This is a genomic window from Bacteroides sp. UBA939, from assembly GCF_002293435.1.
Classification (GTDB): Bacteria; Bacteroidota; Bacteroidia; order Bacteroidales; family Bacteroidaceae; genus Bacteroides.
Window position 1 is genome coordinate 1 of the sequence record NZ_DBDF01000022.1, and the last position, 18,856, is coordinate 18,856.

Genomic DNA, 18,856 nt, shown 5'->3' on the forward strand with positions numbered 1-18,856 from the left:
CCCAGGAGGAGGAGAATAGAGATACTATTGCTTATCACTAAACACTTATCACTAATCACTAATCACTTATCACTTATCACTTATCACTAATCACTTATCACTAATCACTAATCACTTATCACTAACCACTAACCACTTATCACTAATCACTACGAAGCTCCGCTTCGCTTAAATTCTCCAAATGTGAAGCCCGGTGAAGGCCTCCCCCCGCCCCACAGCCCGTACAGACAGGGTGCAAAAAAACCGCTTTCACCCGTTTCTTCCTGTGTATGAGCAAATTACAGAGAAAGGTGAAACGCGTGAACCCCTATTTTAAACATAGCAGGAGAATGGAAGGTTACGGAGAGGATAGCAGGAAGAAGATGATTCTCCCCAACAGATACCATATATTAATATTCTTTAAAAAGCACGTTCCTATTGTCTCTCGTATCAAACAAAACAATATATTTGTGATATCAAAATGATATCAACTAATTATATGAATTATGGAAACGAAAGAAATGGATTTCAAAGGATTTAAAATGAATGGGTTCTTGGGCTTATTTATTCATCTCATTGTGTTGACTGCGCTGATAGTCTACTGTTTCACGATGTCTGCCCCGATGATGATTCTGGCGGGAGTTCTCTGCGTCGTCTGGTTTATTTTGCTTGCCGGTTATATGCAGTTGGAACCTAACGAGGCGCGGGCTATGGTGTTCTTCGGCAAATACAAAGGCACGTTCAAGGAAACCGGTTTCTTCTGGGTTAACCCTTTCCTGGACAAAAAGAAACTGTCTCTCCGTGCACGCAATCTGGATGTGGAACCGATTAAGGTAAATGATAAGATTGGTAACCCTATCCTGATTGGCCTTGTACTGGTGTGGAAACTTAAAGATACGTACAAGGCAATGTTCGAGATTGACTCGCAGACGATGGCTGCCTCTGGTACTGCGACAGGACATGCCAACCAAGTCAGTATCGGTAATGCGGTTGCCAGCCGTATGAACGCTTTCGAGAACTTTGTGAAGATACAAAGTGATGCCGCTTTGCGCCAGGTAGCCGGGCAATATGCCTATGATGACAACGAGGCGGACGTTGAAGGGCTTACTCTTCGTTCGGGGGGTGAGGAAATCAATGACCAGTTGGAGCAGAAACTGAACGAACGCCTTGCTATGGCAGGTATGGAAGTTGTGGAAGCACGTATTAATTACCTGGCTTATGCACCCGAGATTGCCGCGGTGATGCTTCGTCGCCAGCAGGCTTCGGCTATTATCACTGCCCGCGAAAAGATTGTGGAAGGTGCGGTATCTATGGTGAAAATGGCTCTCCACAAGCTTGCGGAAGAGGAAATCGTTGAGCTGGACGAAGAAAAGAAGGCGGCTATGGTTAGTAATCTGTTGGTGGTACTGTGCGCCGACGAGGCTGCGCAACCGGTTGTCAATACAGGTACATTGAATCATTGATTATAAGGAATACGGAAATGAACTTCTCTTTTCTATATAAGTGGGCGTTGCTCCTCGGCCTGTTACTGGGGTATGTAGCGGCGATTTTTGCCCAGGATACAAATATGGAACGCGCCAAGCATGTGTACGAATTGTTTGTGGCCGACCAAGGCGACAGCATTCATGCGCTGCTAAATGAAGAACTGCAAAAAAAGTTGTCTCCTGTAATCTTTAAAGGTATGCTCAGTCAGTCGGAACGGCAGTTTGGCAAGCTTCAATCCAATGGAGAATGGCAAAAAGATGTGGCACAAGGCATTACGCTCTATTATTCCGATTTGAAGTTTGAACGTTACAACCTTCGTTTTTTATTATCATTTGATGCCGGCGGGGGTATGAATACAATTCGCCTGATGCCCGTGCCCGCTGCATCCACGGCAGAAACCGTAACTTTTGATAAGGAAAAAATGACAGAACGGGACATTACCGTCGGCTCGGAAGGCTTTAAATTGCCCGGAACTCTGACACTTCCTGCAGGGAAGAAAAAAGTTCCTGTGGTGATACTTGTGCATGGATCCGGCCCGCAGGATCGTGATGAAACGCTCGGGCCGAACAAGCCTTTCCGTGACCTGGCTTGGGGGCTGGCGGAACGCGGCATTGCAACGGTGCGTTATGAGAAACGTACCAAAGTCTATGGTGCGGCTTCTGTGCCGGAAGGCCGGGAAATGGATTATGACACCGAAGCTGTAGATGATGCCGTAGCCATTGCAGCCTGGGCAAAGACGTTGCCGGAGGTTGATGCGGACAGCGTTTATGTGTTGGGGCATAGTCTGGGTGCTACGCTCGCTCCCCGTATTGCAGAACGGGCCGACGGGGTGGCAGGTGTCATTCTTGTTGCTGCTCTGGCACGCCCGTTTGAAGATGCCATCGTTGAACAGATGACCTATATTTCTTCATTGATGGATTCTTCGGACTCTGCTAAAAAGCGGATTGCAGAAATAAGGAGGCAGGCGGATAATATAAAGAAACTGGGCACGCCGGAGTTCAATGACACGATTCCCTTATTGATGAGTGTTCCCCGCTCTTACTGGGAGTCTGCCAATGCATACAAACCTGTGGAGGTAGCCTTTAAATTGACTTTACCCATGCTGATACTGCAAGGTGAACGCGATTATCAGGTTACTATGGAAGATTTCGGCTTATGGCGCTTCGGGTTGATGCGTAATAGAAATGTTTTCTTCAAGTCTTATCCCAAGCTCAATCACTTGTTGCAGGAGGGCAGTGGAAAGGCTACTCCGTTTGAGTATAACAAGGTGTCACCGGTACCGGGATATGTGATGGATGATATAGTCTTGTTTATACGTAGTGGTCGTTTGCAATAGTATTGCCTTAAGGCATAGATTGATAATCATAATTTGTTAAATCGTAAATCGCTAAATTATAAATAAAGTCGTGGCTAAAAAAGAAACTTCAACCAAAAGCTTTGTCCTGCGTGTGGATGCCGAGACTATGGATGCCCTTGAAAAATGGGCAGCCGATGAGTTTCGCAGTACTAACGGACAGCTTCAGTGGATTATTGCTGAGGCATTGCGGAAGAGTGGGCGGATGAAGAAAACTAAAATTAATCCTCCGTCCCTGAAATCTGAAACGTAATCCGATTATCGGTGATTAGTAATTTCTATCATGACTCGTTAAATCGTAAAATCATAGTCTTATGTTAAAACTTGGTTCTCATTCAGCTACCGAATTCTCAGGTGTACGCATACATCCCACTGTTGTAGACCGAATTCTGGAAGGTGTTGCTGTTCTGTTGGTAGTTGCTTTCTGGGCATGTGCAGTGTGGGTGTATTTTCATGTGGAAGATAAGGTAACGGCAAATTCCTCTTTTCTGTATGCCGGACTTGGCACTTTGGTCTTTCTGCTTATGGGTGTTTCGGCGTATTTCCCTATCCGTTTTGTACGTTTTCCGGTGCGCATTACAGAACGTAATGTTGCCACACAGTTTTTTTTGGTAACTCGTATGGTCCGGGTGCAGAATATCATGATAGCTCTGCTCTTTTCTGTCCTTATATTCAGTAAGGTGGAGATGGGATTTGGTATTCCGCAAGGGCTGTGTAGTAAGCTCATGGTCGGTGTCAGTTGCTTGATGGTGATGGTAATGGTAGTGTATAATGTATTAGCTTTCAAGTACAAATAGGCTGTTTGGGGCTATGGAAACCGTTTTAAAAGCTGCGCTACGTTAGCCTATCCGGAAGACAAAAAGAGATCCGCGTCATCCGCGTTATCTGCGTCTAAAAAATGATAGTATAAACTAATTATGAACAGCTACTTAATGAGTTTAATCTTATTTAACGAGATTATTTAGTTTGCGAACTAAATAATCTCGTTATTTGCAAAAAATAAAAATAGCAATGAAAGGATTGACTGCGAAAGAAGAAGAAATCATGGGATTTTTCTGGGAGAAAGGTCCGCTGTTTGTGAAAGAAATGCTAGCTTTCTATGAAGAACCGAAACCGCATTTCAATACTTTATCCACGATTGTGAGGGGATTGGAGGATAAGGGTTTTCTGGCACATACGCCGTATGGCAACACATATCAGTATTACGCCGTGGTAAATAGGGAAGATTTCAGCAAGGGAACACTGAAGAAGGTAATCAGCAAGTATTTTAATAATTCTTACCTCAGTGCGGTGTCGTCATTGGTGAAAGAAGAAGATATCTCGTTGGATGACCTGAAACGGCTGATTGCCGAAGTGGAGAGAGGAAAAAAATAGCAACCTTACACGCTGGACTCGAGGGAGCAAATAATAAAACAGTACATCGAATATGGGAATTTTCTTTGTCTATATACTGAAATCATCGGTTTGCCTGGCGGTATTCTACTTGTTTTACCGGCTGTTACTGAGCCGCGAAACTTTTCACCGCTTCAATCGGGTGGCGTTGCTGGGCATACTGCTGCTGTCGTGCCTTTTGCCGCTGGTGGAGGTGACGGTGGAGAAACAAACGGAGGTTCATCAGACCATGATGACGCTGGAGCAGTGGCTGATGTTGGCAGACGTGATGAACGAAGCAGGCGCTACGGAGGTGCAGGCGGAGGAAGTGGCAGTGACCTGGATACAGGTGGCATTGTTGGTGTATCTGGCCGGTATCCTGTTCTTTGTCCTTCGCAATGGGTATTCACTGTTGAAGCTGGGCGCTCTGTTAAGATCGGGTAAGAAAGAACAGTTTGAAAAATATACCGGTGACAAAGAGCAAGTGACTCTGATTGTACACGATCGTAATATATCTCCGTTCAGTTGGATGAAGTATATCGTTATCTCGCAGAAGGATTTGGAAGAGAACGGACGGGAGATACTTATCCATGAGTTGGCACATATCCGGAACAGGCATTCGCTGGATTTGCTGGTGGCAGATGTCTGTGTCTTTTTTCAATGGTTCAATCCGGCTTCGTGGCTACTGAAGCAGGAATTGCAGAATATTCATGAATATGAGGCAGACGAAACAGTGATTGAAAAAGGAGTCGATGCGAAACAATATCAATTATTATTAATAAAAAAAGCTGTTGGCACAAGGCTCTACTCTATGGCCAACAGCTTTAATCACAGTAAACTTAAAAAACGTATCACTATGATGTTAAAAGAAAAATCAAGTCAGTGGGCGAAGTTGAAGTATTTGTACGTACTTCCGGTAGCTGCTATTGCAGTGACTGCTTTTGCCCGTCCTGAAGTCTCTGAAACAGTTGAAGAGATTTCAGCAGTATCAAACGCGCTTGGAATAGAACAAGCAAGCTCGCTCTTTTCCCGTTTGCACGACGTTTCTGCCGCCAAAGTTAATGATTTGGCAGCAATTGCGGAAACAAAACACACAAAAACTACGGTTGTGCAGATGGGTACAGTATTGAAAGATACGGTGAAACCTGCGGAAGTGAGTGACAAGCTGCAGGGTTCTCAGATTGTGGATGTAGTTGAACAGATGCCGGAATTCCCGGGCGGTGGAATGACTGCTGCGGTGGAATATGTTAAGAAGAATCTGCGTTACCCGGAATCGGCAAAAGCAAATGGTACGCAAGGGCGTGTTATGGTGCAGTTTGTCGTTGATAAGGAAGGGAATGTGACGAATCCTACAGTGTCCCGTTCGGTAGATAAAGATATGGATGCTGAAGCCATTCGGGTGGTGAAGTCGATGCCCAAATGGAAACCGGGTATGCAAAAAGGGCAGGCGGTAGCGGTGAAGTACACGATGCCGGTGGTGTTTAGACTGGACGATGAAAAAACATCGGGTTCCCAGGCGGTGGTAACTTCAGAGTTCTCCAGTATGAACAATCTTTTAGTTATTGTAGATGGGCAAGAAGTTACTTCGTCAATAATGAATGCATTGAAACCGGAAAATATAGAAAGCATATCTGTTTTGAAAGATAAATCTGCTACAGCGGTGTATGGGGAAAAAGGGAAGAATGGTGTAGTATTGATTACTTTGAAACCAGGAAAACAAAGTCCCTCGACAGTGAATGTTGTGGGTTATGGAACCCAGAAAACGGGGGAGATGTCTATGTCGGCAACAAGTATCTATCTTGGTAACAGTAAGAAAGCAGACATGAAAGATGTTGTGGTATTTGTAGATGGAGTAAAGGTTGATACCAAAGAAACGGAACTTAATAAAATAGTACCGGTTGACCAGATTGCTTATATAAATATCGGGAAAGCTAAGGTCGGTGAATCTGTTGAAAGCAAGAGTGATACAATACATATCGTAACCAAAAAGGGAAAAGGCGCTGAGAAAACGTCTGTCCGGGGCGATATGAAGGTAGAAGGTTCCGTAAAGGGTAAAGATGGAAAGCCGGTAGTGGGCGCTACCGTTGTTGTTGAAGGTACCAACAGAGGAACAGTCGCTGGTCCTGACGGACGTTTTGTCATCTCTGCTTCAAAGGGAGATATAATGGTAGTTTCCTTTATAAATATGAAGACTGTTAAGGTGAAAGCAACACCGGAGATGACAGTTACTTTGGAAAACGAATAATCAGCATATTTGGGTATGAAAAGAATGATTTTCTTTTTGTTTCTCTTTATGATACTTGTCCGGGCAGGGCTTTGCACTGCCCGGACAACCGATGATACATATCTTCTTATTGAAGGATGCTTCTTTCTCTTTACTCACATTGCCGATGAACTATTCTTTTTCAATCTGTTTAAAGTGCAGGTGGCACCGACTACCGTGTTGGTTGATAAAAAAGGTGTGATCCGCTATTGGGATGAAGGTACGAATGTGGGTAAACGAGAGTTTCTGCTTGACCAATTGAAGGAATTATCAGCCGAATAGACACTTTATTTCCTTTTTCTTTGCTTAAGTCATTACTATTAAGTAATTTTGTTTGAGATGATTTAGAATTTAATCACTTAAACGAAAATGCTATGAGACAAAAAAATCAGATTCGCCGGAGACATGATCTTCTTTTGGGACTTTTTCTATTATTAGTAATGCATGCGGTTGTATTTATCCATGCAGGAACTCCTTTCATAGAGCGCGAGGTACTTTTTAAAGATACCTTGAAAAATGAGAATGTTGTGTCGCATCCTTCGGAGGAGGGCAATATTTCAGTTATCAGAAATAGTGCTCCTGCTCGAACCGACGGTGACCCCTTATTAATTGTCAATAAGCTGGAAATCCCTCCCGAAATCTTTGCTGCTCTGAATCCTGACTATATCAGAAGCATTGAAATATTAAAAGACGCATCGGCTACAGCAGTCTATGGCGAGCGTGGTGCAAATGGAGTTATAATTATTACATTGAAGTCCGCAGAACAGGTAAAGCGAGAAAATGCAACCAGGAAAATTGATGCTCTTCTGAAGCCAAGGGGGGTAGACAAACGAAATGTCCGTTACTATATTGACGGCAAAGAAGCTCCTGCAAGTACCGCTTACCAGACAGACATAGAACAAATGGATGTGAAAACCGGAGCAGACGGAATATTAGAGGTGTATATCAAACCGATAATCTCCGTCAGAGGAGAATATGAATAAGAACAGGAATTAGGAGCAAGAATTAAGAATAAGAAATTTAGGAAACTCATCTATGAAACGAATTTTAAAAATTGCCTTTGCTGTGGCAATTACTTTTTATTGGGCTAACCCTCTGTCGGCCTGTACTTCTGCTGTTGTATCAGGCAAAGTTACTCCCGATGGTCGTCCCTTGCTTTGGAAGCACCGCGATACGGACTTCATGCGGAATCATATTGACTGCGTGAAAGGCGAAAAGTATGACTTCATCGCAGTAGTAAATAGTGATAATGCCTATCTGAAAGAAGCGTGGATGGGAACTAATTCTGCAGGATTTGCCTTGATGAATACCCAGTCTTATAATCTGGTGGACATAAAAGACGGTGAGGAGCGGGGAGCTGCCAATGGGCGTATTATCTATCGTGCACTCGAAGTCTGTGCAACGGTAGAGGACTTCTGTCATTTCTTGGATACTCTCTCTAAGCCCAGCTATATTGAAGCCAATTTTGGTGTGATTGATGCGAAAGGTGGTGCGGTTATGTTTGAAGTGGACTATCAGAAGTATGTAATGTATGATGCTAACAATCCCAAAGATGCCCCTTACGGATATGTTGCTCGTACTAACTTCTCCTTCGCGGGTAAAGTGAACGAAGGTGGAGGGTATGTCCGTTATATGGAAGCCGATCAGGTATTGATGAAGGCTTCGGCTACAGGCAGCATTACGCCGCAATTTATCTTCAATGATTTGTCGCGTTCATTCCGTAACCGTATGCTTGATATTGATTTGCGCAGTGGTGCTTATAACCGTCCGCAGGCATCAGGCTGGTTTGTTGACCAGGATTTCATTCCGCGTAGCAGCACATCGTGCTCCGTAGTGGTGCAAGGCGTGAAGCCGGGGGAGAATGCAGAACTTACAACGATATGGACTCTGCTTGGTTATCCCCCTACCGGAATAGCCGTTCCGCTTTGGGTGAAAGATGCCGATAAACTTCTTCCCGGGATGGTTCGTTTCAATAAGGAATATAAGGCTGCCCCACTTAGCGACTGGTCGCTTCGTTTGGCAGGCAGGGTTTTCAGCTATAAACAAGGGATGGGAACGGGACGTTACCTGAATTGGGAACGGTTGTATAGCCCTAAGCAAGGCGATGGCTATATGACAACGCTTACTCCGGTGGAAGATGAAATATTCAATATCATAAAACCATTACTGGAAGAGTGGCGCAAAAAGGGAAGTCTTGATACAAAAGCAATACCACAGTTTTATAGTGAAGTGGAAGCGTCAATACAAATAATTTATCAGAGTTTGCTTGACGCGGAATGAGAAAGCGCTGTCCATGATTTTGTGTAAATAGAAAACTACAGAATTCAGGTTTTGGACTTCCCCGATGTGTATGCATGCGCATGCACGTGCATGTACGTGCGTTGAGTAACAAATTTTTGTAAACTCTATTGTATTATTGAACGGAGGTACGTCAGTATCTCCGTTTCTTGTTCCGGATGAAACCAGCGGATTTCTTCATCTTTTTTGAACCATGTCATTTGTTTACGTGAATAGATACGTGAATTCTGCTTGATTTTGTCTATGGCGAAAGGCAATGTCCATTCTCCGTCGATATACTTGAATATTTCTTTGTATCCGACCGTGTTTAGAGAATTCAGCGCCCGGTAAGAATATACCTGTTTGGCTTCTTCAATCAGACCTTCTTCTATCATACCATCCACCCGGTGGTTGATGCGGTCATAAAGTTCTTCCCGTTCACGTGTCAATCCTATTTTAACAATTCGGAAGGGGCGTTCTTTTTTCTGCTGCGTTCGAAAGGATGTGTAGGTTTTCCCGGTCATGTAACATATCTCTAAGGCATGGACTACACGTTTGGGATTTTTCAGGTCTACTATTCTATAGTATTCCGGGTCGATTAGTTTCAATTCTGCACAGAGTTTTTCCAATCCCTCTGTTTCATACTTGTGCAACATTAACCGGCGTGTTTCTGCGTCTACGGTTGGAATATCATCAATCCCTTTGCACACAGCATCTACGTACATCATAGAACCTCCGGTGAGCAATACGGTATCTTGTCCGGCAAACAGTATTTCCAGAAGCTTCAGTACCTCTGTTTCGTACTGGGCGGCGCTGTAATAATCGGTAAGCTGCAATGTACCGACGAGGTAGTGTTTTGCTCGTTGCAGTTGTTCGGGAGTGGGGGCTGCCGTTCCTACTTTCAGGTCGGCATACAGTTGTCGTGAATCTGCAGAAATAATACAGGTCTGGTAATGCTCTGCCAGTCGCAGGCTGAGTTCGGTTTTGCCAACTCCGGTCGGGCCTATAAGCACTATCAGGTTTTTCATGAAGAGATGATATTTTAGAGGACAATTTCTCATCCACAGATAACGTGGATAACACAGGTTTGAAAAGCTTAAGACTAAAAGAGACCTGCGTTATCCGCATTATCTGCGGATGAGAAATCAAAAATAGTTTTAGAATTTATCTTCTTCGTATGAGCCGTTACCTCCACCTTCACCCATGTCGAATCCTTCTTGGTCGAACTCTTCCATATCAAAGTCCTGGTCTCCGTAGAAGCTTTCATCTAAGTCGAGTGAATTATTGTTGGCTATCATTTCTTCGAAATCAATGGTTTGCTTTGGAGCTACTCCTTCTTTCTTGGTGCATTTGGTTCCTTTTATATCTTTTCCGGTAATGATTTCGGAAAGTTCAATGAAGAAACAGCGTTCCGTCATATAGTCAAAGACATACAATAGTTTCTGCTTTTCATCTTCTATCATTTCACTGATGGTTGTGTCTTTCATCACCCAACTATCCATTTCCGGATTATCATCCATTGCTTCCAGCGTGATTTCCTTTTCTTTTTCCCAATCATCGTCGCAGATGAAGAAAGAGGTCATCTGGTCGTTGGTATAACCCACTGACTTTAATATAGCTTCATGAAAGTCGTAGAATGTAACTTCCGGGTCAACTTGTATTTCTCTTATGAAGTCGTCTACTTCATCGGAGATAAGAGTAAATCTATAAATCATACTTTAGAGTTATAATATTATTATTTTGTAATCTTATCACTTAATAATACCCCGTTCAGAGTCCCGGATGAATGTGATTATATATTCAATTTCCGGACTCATAGGAACTTCTTCCTCTACTTTCTTTAGTGCTTCTGTTGTATTTAAACCGCTTTGGTAAATAATACGATATGCATTATGGATGTTTTCGATCATTTCATTGGAGAATCCGCGGCGGCGTAAGCCAACGACATTAATGCCGCTGTAAACGATAGGATCGCGTCCGGCAATGATGTAAGGTGGAATATCCTTACTGAAACGACAACCTCCCTGTATCATGCCATACCCGCCTACACGGCAAAACTGGTGCATCAATACGCTGGCGCTGATAATAGAATGGTCGTCAATAACAATTTCACCCGCCATTTTGGTTGAGTTACCAATGATGCATCCGTTACCGATAAGGGCATCGTGGGCAACGTGCACACCTTCCATCAACAAGTTGTTATTACCTACAACGGTTTTGCCCTTGGCGGCCGTACCACGGTTGACAGTTACATTCTCGCGAATGATATTGTTATTACCTATTTCTGCGGTACTTTCTTCTCCTACGAACTTCAGGTCCTGAGGAATGGCGCCGATCACGGCTCCCGGAAAAATAGTGTTTCCATTACCGATACGCGAGCCATACAGAATATTGGCATTTGCCATAATTTTGTTATTATCGCCGATTACCACATTCTTGTCGATGAATACGAAAGGAGCAATCTCTACGTTTTCCCCGATTTTCGCTTCGGGATGAATATACGCTAAGGGGCTTATCATGCTGATTTGAATTTTGAATTTTGAATTATAAATGTCTCATATCATTCATCATTCATAATTAATTTACTTGTTCTTAACTATTTGTGCCATAAATTCTGCTTCGCAAACTACTTTTTCTCCTACGAATACATAACCTTTCATGGTAGAGATGCCACGGCGGATGGGAGCTACTAATTCCACACGGAAAAGTAACGTATCTCCAGGTACAACTTTCTGGCGGAATTTTACACCGTCAATTTTCATGAAGTAGGTGGAGTAACGCTCCGGATCATCAACAGAGTTCAGTACAAGTAAACCTCCTACCTGAGCCATTGCTTCAACCTGCAGTACGCCCGGCATTACCGGTTCCTGCGGGAAATGACCCTGGAAGAATGGTTCGTTAGAAGTTACATTCTTTACACCTACAATATAATTGGCGCCGATTTCAATCACCTTGTCTACCAATTGGAATGGATAGCGGTGCGGCAGTAGTTCACGGATACGGTTTACATCCATCACCGGCTCGCGGTTAAAATCGTAAGTCGGAGCCTGTATTTCGTGCAGGCGGATTTCCTTACGCATCTGGCGGGCAAATTTGTTATTGATGGTGTGTCCCGGACGGGTTGCGATGATACGCCCTTTGATAGGTTTGCCAATCAAGGCCAGGTCGCCGATTACGTCTAATAATTTGTGGCGCGCACATTCATTGGCCCATACCAGCGGTTTATGGTTTATGTATCCCAGTTGCTTGGCGTCCATGTGAGGAACTCCCATTACATCAGCCAGTTTATCATAAGCTTCCTGAGACATTTCACGCTCGTATATCACGATGGCGTTGTCCAAGTCGCCCCCTTTGATAAGACCTGCTTGCAACAACGGTTCTATTTCGCGTACAAATACGAATGTACGGCTGGCAGCCACTTCATCTTTAAACTTCGACATATCCTCTAAAGTGGCAAACTGGTTGGGGATGATTGTAGAGTCGTAAGATACCAGAACATTCAGGCTGAAATTCTCGTCGGGCAATACAATGATGGAAGAACCTGTCTTTTCATCACGGAACTCTATTTTGGACTTGATAATATAGAAATCTTTAACGGCGTTTTGTTCTTCTGTGCCTACACGCTCTATTTCCTTTGCATAGTATTGGGCGCTTCCATCCAGGATGGGAAATTCAGGACCATTTACTTGCATCAGGCAGTTGTCAATGCCAAGGGCATAAAGGGCTGCCATACCGTGTTCTATTGTGCTAACCTTCACGTCGTTCTTGGAGAGGACGGTGCCTCGGGTCGTTTCAGTCACGTTGTCGGCAACGGCATCAATGATAGGTTTTCCTTCCAGGTCGATACGCTGGATTTTGTATCCGTGGTTATCCGGAGCCGGATTGAAAGTAACGGTCAGGTCAAGTCCTGTATGGAGACCTTTACCACTGAGAGAAAAACTATCTTTCAGAGTCTTTTGTTTCAACATTTGTTACTTATTTAATTGTTTTTTTAGTTCGTTCAATTCTTTGCGAAGAGCGCTGAGTTCGACAGACATGTCGGGCAATCTTCTATAGACAACAGAGGCTTTGAAAAATTGCTTTGCATCGAAAGAGGGTGAACCCATAATCTGGCTACCATCTTTTACATTGCCGGGTACTCCGCTTTGTCCGGCTATGCCTACTCTGTGCCCGATGTTGGCATGTCCGGCCAAACCGGCTTGTCCGCCTATCATGCACCATTCGCCTACTTTGGTGGAACCGGCTACACCTGCTTGCGCAGCTATAACAGTATGCGAGCCAATTTCATCATTATGAGCTATCTGTATCAGATTGTCCAGCTTTACACCTTTATGTATAATGGTTGCACCCATTGTAGCACGGTCTATGCAGGTGTTGGCGCCAACCTCTACATTGTCTTCCAGTACTACGATACCAATTTGAGGAATCTTTTCATATCCTTCGGGAGTGGGAGCGAAGCCAAAACCATCTGCACCGATGACGCAACCGGAATGCAGGATGCAATTATTACCTATGCGGCAGTCGTGGTAAACAGTTGCATTGGCATATATGATACAATTGTCGCCTACTTTAACGCCACTACCTATGGTAACATGCGGATGAATGACTGTCTTGTCTCCAACTATTGCATGTGCTTCAATACATGCGAAAGGCGCTATGTAAACATCCTTGCCAATTTTGGCGGTCTCGTCGATAGAAGCCAGCGGACTTATACCTATTCGCTTAGGCTTATTCTGTTCGTAAAGATTGAGTAGTTTGGCAAGGCTTTCATAGGCGTTATCCACTTTGATTAAAGTGGCCTTTATCTCTTGTTTGGGTACGAAGTCTTTGTTCACCAGCACAATACTGGATAATGTTTCATATATATAAGATGCATATTGGGGGTTGGATAGAAATGAAATAGCACCGGGTATGCCTTCTTCTATTTTGGCAAAAGTGTGTACCGTCACATTCTCATCCCCAACGATTTCTCCTTGGATAAATGTTGCAATTTGTTTGGCAGAGAACTCCATTGTCTTATTCTTGTTATATAGTTTCGAATCACAAATAACGGACTTTTTTTTTATATTTCCTTGTCCTTGGGTGAATATTTTGTATTTACCTGTGCAAACGTTGGTAGCAAAGATAGTATTTCTTTACTTTCTTAGACAAAAGAGATATATTGAGCATGTCCGATGCCTCGGCTATATTCTTTATGCTCCCGTCATTGTAGAGTATATCAATACTATCATCTGCCGGGTCGTACATATTCTTCTCAATACTGGGGGTAGAGATAAAATAGCTCGCTTCGGAGAGTGTTATGTTGAGTTGCTGACTGGTGTGCAAAGTTAGTTCTTTTTTTCTTTCCTCACTAACAGGTTCGGTAGAAATTTCCACTTTGAAGATATTGCGGTTTATCATGCCGAGGCTTAATGTCGATAAAACCTTGTCGCTGTGGGTGCTCCATACTTTTAGCGCAGTCCAGATGTCGTTATCATCCAGCCGGATAAAGTTTTCCAGACAGTCGGGGTTGCTGCAAAAAGTCTCCTTATTAATGTTGTTATAGAGGAAAAAGCGTAGGGCAGGTGAAGCAAACAATTCTACGCCATGACCTGCTAACTCTTTCGCACGGAGTAACGCACTGATAAGCATTCTTTCATAAGCTACGGATGTTTTGTGCAGATATACTTGCCAGTACATCAGGCGGCGTGAAGTGAGGAAGTTTTCTATAGAATAAATTCCTTTGGAATCTACAACGAGATGATCCTCCTTTACATTAAGCATTTTGATGATGCGTGCCGAACCGATATTTCCTTCGGTTACGCCGGTGTAGAAACTATCACGGCGCAGGTAGTCCATGCGGTCCATGTCGAGCTGTCCGCTGACGAGTTGGTGCAGGAACTTCTTATGATATTCGTCCTTGAAGATTTGAATGGCGAGCGTAAGTTGTCCGTTCATCTCTTTATTGATGCGCTCCATCAGCATGAGGGAGATATCTTCGTGAGATACACCTTGTGCAATTGTGTTTTCCAGTACGTGGGAGAAAGGGCCATGTCCGATGTCATGCATCAGGATGGCTGCCTGTACTGCTTCGGCTTCACTGTCGAAGATGAAGTTTCCTTTACTGCTGAGGTTTTGTATGGCTTCGCTCATCAGATAGAAAGCGCCCAGTGAGTGCTGGAAGCGAGTGTGTTGTGCACCGGGATAAACTACAGAAGATAAACCCAGTTGCTTGATACGGTTCAAACGTTGCAGAAGGGGATGTTGCACGATGTCGTACAATAGCCCCTTCGGTATGTTTATGAACCCGAATACCGGGTCGTTGATGATTTTACGTTCGTAGGACATGTTTGAGGGTTTATAATTCTCTTGTTTTTAGTCAACTCCACTCATGCGTTATGTCAAGAAGTTCATAAGCAGTGTTGTCATAATCTCTTTTTCTTCCGTTTTTGATTCGGCTATCATGATGGTTATCGCTACAAGAGTACTCTACGCTAATTATGATATTTAAGGTATAAACTGCAACACTTTGTTTTACGCCAACAATACGCATTTTTTGCGTGTTGTTATCTTTTTTAAACAATTATCAGAGAATCCTTCCCAACTCCTCCTCCATCTGCACCTGCACCTCCTGAGCAGCACTGCGGGCAGCCTCAGCAAACTTCTCTGTTTTGTCTGCATAGATAATGCCGCGGCTGGAGTTTACAATCAGTCCGCAAGTGGAATTCATACCATATCGGCAAACTTCTTCCAGCGAGCCGCCTTGCGCACCCACACCCGGCACGAGCAGGAAGTGATGAGGAACAATCTTGCGGATGTCTTCAAAAGCGCGTCCTTGTGTAGCGCCTACTACGTACATCATTTGTTCATCGTTAGCCCATTCCTGAGATTTACGCAGTACTTTTTCGAAGAGGCGTTCGCCGTTCGGGTCTGCTGTCAGTTGGAAGTCGTGCGAACCTTTGTTGCTGGTCAGCGCCAGGAGAATCACCCATTTGCCTTCGTAAGTAAGGAATGGAGTTACACTGTCCTCGCCCATATAAGGGGCTACGGTTACGGAGTCTATATCCAGTTCATCGAAGAAAGTGCGGGCATACATGGAAGATGTGTTTCCGATGTCACCACGTTTAGCGTCGGCGATGATGAATTGGTCGGGATAGTTTTCCTTGATGTACTTCACTGTCTTTTCAAAGGCAATCCAACCTTTCACGCCCATGCTTTCGTAGAATGCGAGGTTGGGCTTGTAGGCGATACAAAGATCGGCTGTTGCATCAATAATGGCCTTATTGAAAGCAAAGATCGGGTCTTCTTCTTTCAACAGATGTTCGGGAATCTTCTTTATGTCCGTATCCAGGCCTACGCAGAGGAATGACTTCTTGCGCTTGATATTTTCAAATAGTTGTTGTTTATTCATATCAGATGTTTTTAATCTGTTTATAATTCGCTTTCTTTCAGTCGTTCTGCGTTTTCGGCTACAATCAGGTGGTCGATGCAATCCTGAATGTCTCCGTCCATGAAGGCGGAAAGATTGTAGATGGTATAGTTGATACGATGGTCGGTGATGCGTCCCTGCGGATAGTTGTAAGTACGAATCTTGGCGGAGCGGTCTCCGGTAGAAACCATTGTCTTGCGCTTGGAGGCAATGTCGTCCACGTATTTCTGGTGCTCTTTGTCGTAGATGAATGTACGCAGGCGGGAGAGGGCGCGTTCCTTGTTTTTGGGTTGGTCGCGTGTCTCGGTACATTCAATCAGGATTTCTTCGGAAACGCCTGTATTGGGGTTTTTCCATATATAGCGCAAGCGTACGCCGGACTCTACCTTGTTTACGTTCTGCCCTCCGGCGCCACCACTGCGGAAGGTATCCCATTTGATTTCACCTTCGTTGATTATCACGTCAAATTCTTCGGCTTCGGGAAGTACGGCTACTGATGCGGCAGAGGTATGCACACGTCCTTGCGTTTCGGTGGCTGGCACGCGCTGTACGCGGTGTACGCCGGATTCGTACTTCAGAGTTCCGTACACATTGTCGCCCGTTACGCTGCAAATGATTTCCTTGAATCCGCCTGCTGCGCCTTCGTTGGCGCTGGATACTTCTATCTTCCAGCCTTTGGTTTCACAGTATTTGGTGTACATGCGGAAAAGGTCGCCGGCAAAGATGGCGGCTTCGTCGCCGCCTGTACCGCCACGAATCTCAAGAATGGCATTCTTGCTGTCTTGCGGGTCGGCGGGTACAAGCAGGAGTTTGATTTCTTCCTCCAATTCCGGTTGGCGCGTTTGGCAGGTATCGAGTTCTTCGCGTGCCATTTCCCGCATTTCCGTATCGGTTTCGTTGGCGAAGATTTCTTTTGCCTCTTCAATGCCATTCAGTACTTGTATATATTCCTTGCGGGCATTCATCAAGTCTCCCAATTCCTTGTATTCTTTGGTGAGCTTTACGTAACGCTTCTGGTCGGCAATTACTGCCGGGTCTGTAATCAGTGTCGATACTTCTTCGAAGCGGGCGACGAGGCCTTCTAATTTCTCTAATAGGGTGTTATTGTCTGCCATTCTTTATAGATTTTTGCTTTTAGAATTGAATTGAACAAGCTTATTCCAGTCAATAGCTCCATCATTTGTACAGAATTCATCGATAAATTCTTTAGTGAACCGATTTGTCATTTTATTATAATTTTCTTGGAACTCTTCATTTCTTTCTTTTGCCTTTGTCCCTAATGGTTTTATAATATCTGTATATAGTCTTTTTTCGCCAGAGATAAAATACCAGAACTCTTGCCCGCAGTATTTAAAGTAATCTCCTTTATCCGGTTGGTTATCAATGCCATAGCAACAACCGTTTACTGCCACAATTTCTATTTTAGATTTACTTGTCCTTATTGTTCGTTTTGCTTTATTAAAATCAGTTCTCATTTTCGATATTTGACTGCTATTTCCCCAGTTAGGTCCTGACTTTATAGAAATAATATATCGAATACTATCTTTGTCAACTTCCAAGTCAATACCTGTTGTCGTAGATTTCCATCCGTTATAGACTTCCCCACAGACAAAGATAGCTAATCCTTCCAGCCAATCACCAAAGATTGTTTCCTCGGCTGATGAGATGAAAGCGTCAGTCAGACTTTTTACAATATCAGAAGCTGCATTGAAATACTTTGCTTTAAAGAGATATGGGTTCTTCTTCTTTAATATTGTTTTTAACTTTAGTTTTTCTAATTTGTTTATACGGCTTTGGTGGAAGTTGCTGATATTCTGTTCCACATATGCTGTAATCTGATTTATCATTCTTGTTGTTTCCATATTCTGATTCCGGCTCACATAATAATAATTTGTATTGGGATAATGAACTCTTTACCATATTATAATAATCGGGCATAATGTCAATGCCTATGCTATTGCGATATAGTCTTTGAGCTGTGATATTCGTGGTTCCGCTTCCCATAAATGGATCTAAAACCGTATCTCCTTCTTTCGTGAAAAGTTTTATGAACCATTCCGGTAAGGCTTCCGGAAAGGCGGCGCTGTGATTCTTATTGTTACATTCGGTTGGCAGATGCAATACATTGGTCGGGTAGGCAAATTCTCTTCCTACCCAGTTCGATATTTTTTTCCCGAATCCGCTGTTTACTTTTGAGTTATCTCTTTCCTTGTCTGTCGAACTTAGTTTCTTTAATCTTGATTTTGCCCAGTCGCCCGTAGGTATCATCACTTCTTCCTGGTACATATTGAATTTTTTGTTTTTATTGAATTGAAGTAACCGCTCCCAAGCATCTCTAAATCTATTGGGCCATTTCCCTGGATAACTGTTTTTTTTGTGCCAGATAAATTCTTCTGTCCATAACCATCCTTGTTTTCTCATTTCCAATATAAGTTCCATTACATAAGTACTTCTTTCCCCATCCTGAACTTTTTCTTTTATGTTGAGAATGAATGTACCGGTTGGTTTTAATACCCGTAACAGTTCTTTGGATATTGGTAAAAACCAGTCTACATATCTTTCTGTAGAGATTCCTCCATACGTATTTTTTCTTTGGTCGGCATACGGAGGCGAGGTGATAATTAGGTCAACCGAATTATCGGGCAGTTTGGTTAAGTGTTTAGCGCAATCACCCAAATACAGTTCGACCTTGACAGGCATTGTTGATTTAGGCATATCT

Annotated in this window: 19 protein-coding genes; 9 read left to right on the forward strand and 10 right to left on the reverse strand. The window is 43.6% G+C overall.

What is annotated here, in order from left to right; all coding sequences use genetic code 11:
* Positions 1-485 precede the first annotated feature (485 nt).
* The 9 genes from B2Z67_RS01410 (at position 486) to B2Z67_RS01450 (ending at position 8,732) form a co-directional block, all read left to right on the forward strand.
* Complete coding sequence (locus tag B2Z67_RS01410) at positions 486-1,442, forward strand: SPFH domain-containing protein (RefSeq protein ID WP_291528031.1); 957 nt, start codon at positions 486-488, stop codon at positions 1,440-1,442.
* 17 nt (positions 1,443-1,459) lie between these two features.
* Positions 1,460-2,800: an alpha/beta fold hydrolase gene (locus B2Z67_RS01415; RefSeq protein ID WP_291528032.1), complete on the forward strand. Its 1,341-nt coding sequence runs from the start codon at positions 1,460-1,462 to the stop codon at positions 2,798-2,800.
* A gap of 70 nt (positions 2,801-2,870) precedes the next feature.
* Complete coding sequence (locus tag B2Z67_RS01420) at positions 2,871-3,071, forward strand: Arc family DNA-binding protein (protein ID WP_291528033.1); 201 nt, start codon at positions 2,871-2,873, stop codon at positions 3,069-3,071.
* A 61-nt stretch (positions 3,072-3,132) separates the two neighbouring features.
* A complete protein-coding gene (locus B2Z67_RS01425) occupies positions 3,133-3,615 on the forward strand; it encodes a hypothetical protein (RefSeq protein WP_291528034.1) in 483 nt (160 codons plus the stop codon).
* Positions 3,616-3,829: 214 nt separating this feature from the next.
* A complete protein-coding gene (locus B2Z67_RS01430) occupies positions 3,830-4,192 on the forward strand; it encodes a BlaI/MecI/CopY family transcriptional regulator (protein WP_291528035.1) in 363 nt (120 codons plus the stop codon).
* Between the two features lie 52 nt (positions 4,193-4,244).
* A complete protein-coding gene (locus tag B2Z67_RS01435) occupies positions 4,245-6,434 on the forward strand; it encodes a TonB family protein (RefSeq protein ID WP_291528036.1) in 2,190 nt (729 codons plus the stop codon).
* A gap of 15 nt (positions 6,435-6,449) precedes the next feature.
* Positions 6,450-6,734, forward strand: a complete 285-nt coding sequence (locus B2Z67_RS01440; RefSeq protein ID WP_291528037.1) for a hypothetical protein — start codon at positions 6,450-6,452, stop codon at positions 6,732-6,734.
* Positions 6,735-6,826: 92 nt separating this feature from the next.
* The gene (locus tag B2Z67_RS01445; RefSeq protein WP_291528038.1) at positions 6,827-7,435 is read left to right on the forward strand and encodes a TonB-dependent receptor; all 609 of its coding nucleotides are present in this window, start codon (positions 6,827-6,829) and stop codon (positions 7,433-7,435) included.
* A 52-nt stretch (positions 7,436-7,487) separates the two neighbouring features.
* The gene (locus B2Z67_RS01450) at positions 7,488-8,732 is read left to right on the forward strand and encodes a carcinine hydrolase/isopenicillin-N N-acyltransferase family protein (RefSeq protein ID WP_291528039.1); all 1,245 of its coding nucleotides are present in this window, start codon (positions 7,488-7,490) and stop codon (positions 8,730-8,732) included.
* Between the two features lie 125 nt (positions 8,733-8,857).
* On the opposite strand, the gene miaA is transcribed toward B2Z67_RS01450, so the two are convergent.
* The 10 genes from miaA to B2Z67_RS01500 form a co-directional block, all read right to left on the reverse strand.
* On the reverse strand, positions 8,858-9,757 hold the full coding sequence (miaA, locus tag B2Z67_RS01455) for a tRNA (adenosine(37)-N6)-dimethylallyltransferase MiaA (protein WP_291528040.1): 900 nt from the start codon (positions 9,755-9,757) through the stop codon (positions 8,858-8,860).
* A 129-nt stretch (positions 9,758-9,886) separates the two neighbouring features.
* Complete coding sequence (locus B2Z67_RS01460) at positions 9,887-10,444, reverse strand: IS1096 element passenger TnpR family protein (protein ID WP_291528041.1); 558 nt, start codon at positions 10,442-10,444, stop codon at positions 9,887-9,889.
* Positions 10,445-10,480: 36 nt separating this feature from the next.
* Positions 10,481-11,248, reverse strand: coding sequence for an acyl-ACP--UDP-N-acetylglucosamine O-acyltransferase (gene lpxA / locus B2Z67_RS01465; protein ID WP_291528042.1), 768 nt, complete (start codon positions 11,246-11,248; stop codon positions 10,481-10,483).
* 63 nt (positions 11,249-11,311) lie between these two features.
* Positions 11,312-12,697, reverse strand: coding sequence for a bifunctional UDP-3-O-[3-hydroxymyristoyl] N-acetylglucosamine deacetylase/3-hydroxyacyl-ACP dehydratase (locus B2Z67_RS01470; RefSeq protein WP_291528043.1), 1,386 nt, complete (start codon positions 12,695-12,697; stop codon positions 11,312-11,314).
* A 3-nt stretch (positions 12,698-12,700) separates the two neighbouring features.
* A complete protein-coding gene (lpxD, locus tag B2Z67_RS01475; RefSeq protein WP_291528044.1) occupies positions 12,701-13,741 on the reverse strand; it encodes a UDP-3-O-(3-hydroxymyristoyl)glucosamine N-acyltransferase in 1,041 nt (346 codons plus the stop codon).
* Positions 13,742-13,826: 85 nt separating this feature from the next.
* The gene (locus tag B2Z67_RS01480; protein ID WP_291528045.1) at positions 13,827-15,056 is read right to left on the reverse strand and encodes an HD domain-containing protein; all 1,230 of its coding nucleotides are present in this window, start codon (positions 15,054-15,056) and stop codon (positions 13,827-13,829) included.
* A 238-nt stretch (positions 15,057-15,294) separates the two neighbouring features.
* Entirely contained in the window at positions 15,295-16,119 is an 825-nt protein-coding gene (pyrF, locus tag B2Z67_RS01485) for an orotidine-5'-phosphate decarboxylase (RefSeq protein WP_291528046.1), read from the reverse strand.
* A 20-nt stretch (positions 16,120-16,139) separates the two neighbouring features.
* Complete coding sequence (gene prfA, locus B2Z67_RS01490; protein ID WP_291528047.1) at positions 16,140-17,252, reverse strand: peptide chain release factor 1; 1,113 nt, start codon at positions 17,250-17,252, stop codon at positions 16,140-16,142.
* Positions 17,253-17,255: 3 nt separating this feature from the next.
* Positions 17,256-17,960, reverse strand: a complete 705-nt coding sequence (locus B2Z67_RS01495; protein WP_291528048.1) for a PmeII family type II restriction endonuclease — start codon at positions 17,958-17,960, stop codon at positions 17,256-17,258.
* The gene (locus tag B2Z67_RS01500) at positions 17,860-18,852 is read right to left on the reverse strand and encodes a DNA-methyltransferase (RefSeq protein ID WP_291528049.1); all 993 of its coding nucleotides are present in this window, start codon (positions 18,850-18,852) and stop codon (positions 17,860-17,862) included. Before B2Z67_RS01500 ends, B2Z67_RS01495 begins: the two co-directional genes overlap by 101 nt.
* Between the last annotated feature and the right edge of the window lie 4 nt (positions 18,853-18,856).

Bases quoted from the DNA above. Each gene is read 5' to 3' on its own strand.
- B2Z67_RS01440 (WP_291528037.1), top strand. From the start codon at position 6,450: ATGAAAAGAATGATTTTCTTTTTGTTTCTCTTTATGATACTTGTCCGG.
- prfA (WP_291528047.1), bottom strand. From the start codon at position 17,252: ATGGCAGACAATAACACCCTATTAGAGAAATTAGAAGGCCTCGTCGCC.
- B2Z67_RS01415 (WP_291528032.1), top strand. From the start codon at position 1,460: ATGAACTTCTCTTTTCTATATAAGTGGGCGTTGCTCCTCGGCCTGTTA.
- B2Z67_RS01430 (WP_291528035.1), top strand. From the start codon at position 3,830: ATGAAAGGATTGACTGCGAAAGAAGAAGAAATCATGGGATTTTTCTGG.
- B2Z67_RS01425 (WP_291528034.1), top strand. From the start codon at position 3,133: ATGTTAAAACTTGGTTCTCATTCAGCTACCGAATTCTCAGGTGTACGC.
- B2Z67_RS01470 (WP_291528043.1), bottom strand. From the start codon at position 12,697: ATGTTGAAACAAAAGACTCTGAAAGATAGTTTTTCTCTCAGTGGTAAA.
- miaA (WP_291528040.1), bottom strand. From the start codon at position 9,757: ATGAAAAACCTGATAGTGCTTATAGGCCCGACCGGAGTTGGCAAAACC.
- B2Z67_RS01450 (WP_291528039.1), top strand. From the start codon at position 7,488: ATGAAACGAATTTTAAAAATTGCCTTTGCTGTGGCAATTACTTTTTAT.
- lpxA (WP_291528042.1), bottom strand. From the start codon at position 11,248: ATGATAAGCCCCTTAGCGTATATTCATCCCGAAGCGAAAATCGGGGAA.
- pyrF (WP_291528046.1), bottom strand. From the start codon at position 16,119: ATGAATAAACAACAACTATTTGAAAATATCAAGCGCAAGAAGTCATTC.
- B2Z67_RS01410 (WP_291528031.1), top strand. From the start codon at position 486: ATGGAAACGAAAGAAATGGATTTCAAAGGATTTAAAATGAATGGGTTC.
- B2Z67_RS01460 (WP_291528041.1), bottom strand. From the start codon at position 10,444: ATGATTTATAGATTTACTCTTATCTCCGATGAAGTAGACGACTTCATA.
- B2Z67_RS01445 (WP_291528038.1), top strand. From the start codon at position 6,827: ATGAGACAAAAAAATCAGATTCGCCGGAGACATGATCTTCTTTTGGGA.
- B2Z67_RS01500 (WP_291528049.1), bottom strand. From the start codon at position 18,852: ATGCCTAAATCAACAATGCCTGTCAAGGTCGAACTGTATTTGGGTGAT.
- B2Z67_RS01480 (WP_291528045.1), bottom strand. From the start codon at position 15,056: ATGTCCTACGAACGTAAAATCATCAACGACCCGGTATTCGGGTTCATA.
- B2Z67_RS01435 (WP_291528036.1), top strand. From the start codon at position 4,245: ATGGGAATTTTCTTTGTCTATATACTGAAATCATCGGTTTGCCTGGCG.
- lpxD (WP_291528044.1), bottom strand. From the start codon at position 13,741: ATGGAGTTCTCTGCCAAACAAATTGCAACATTTATCCAAGGAGAAATC.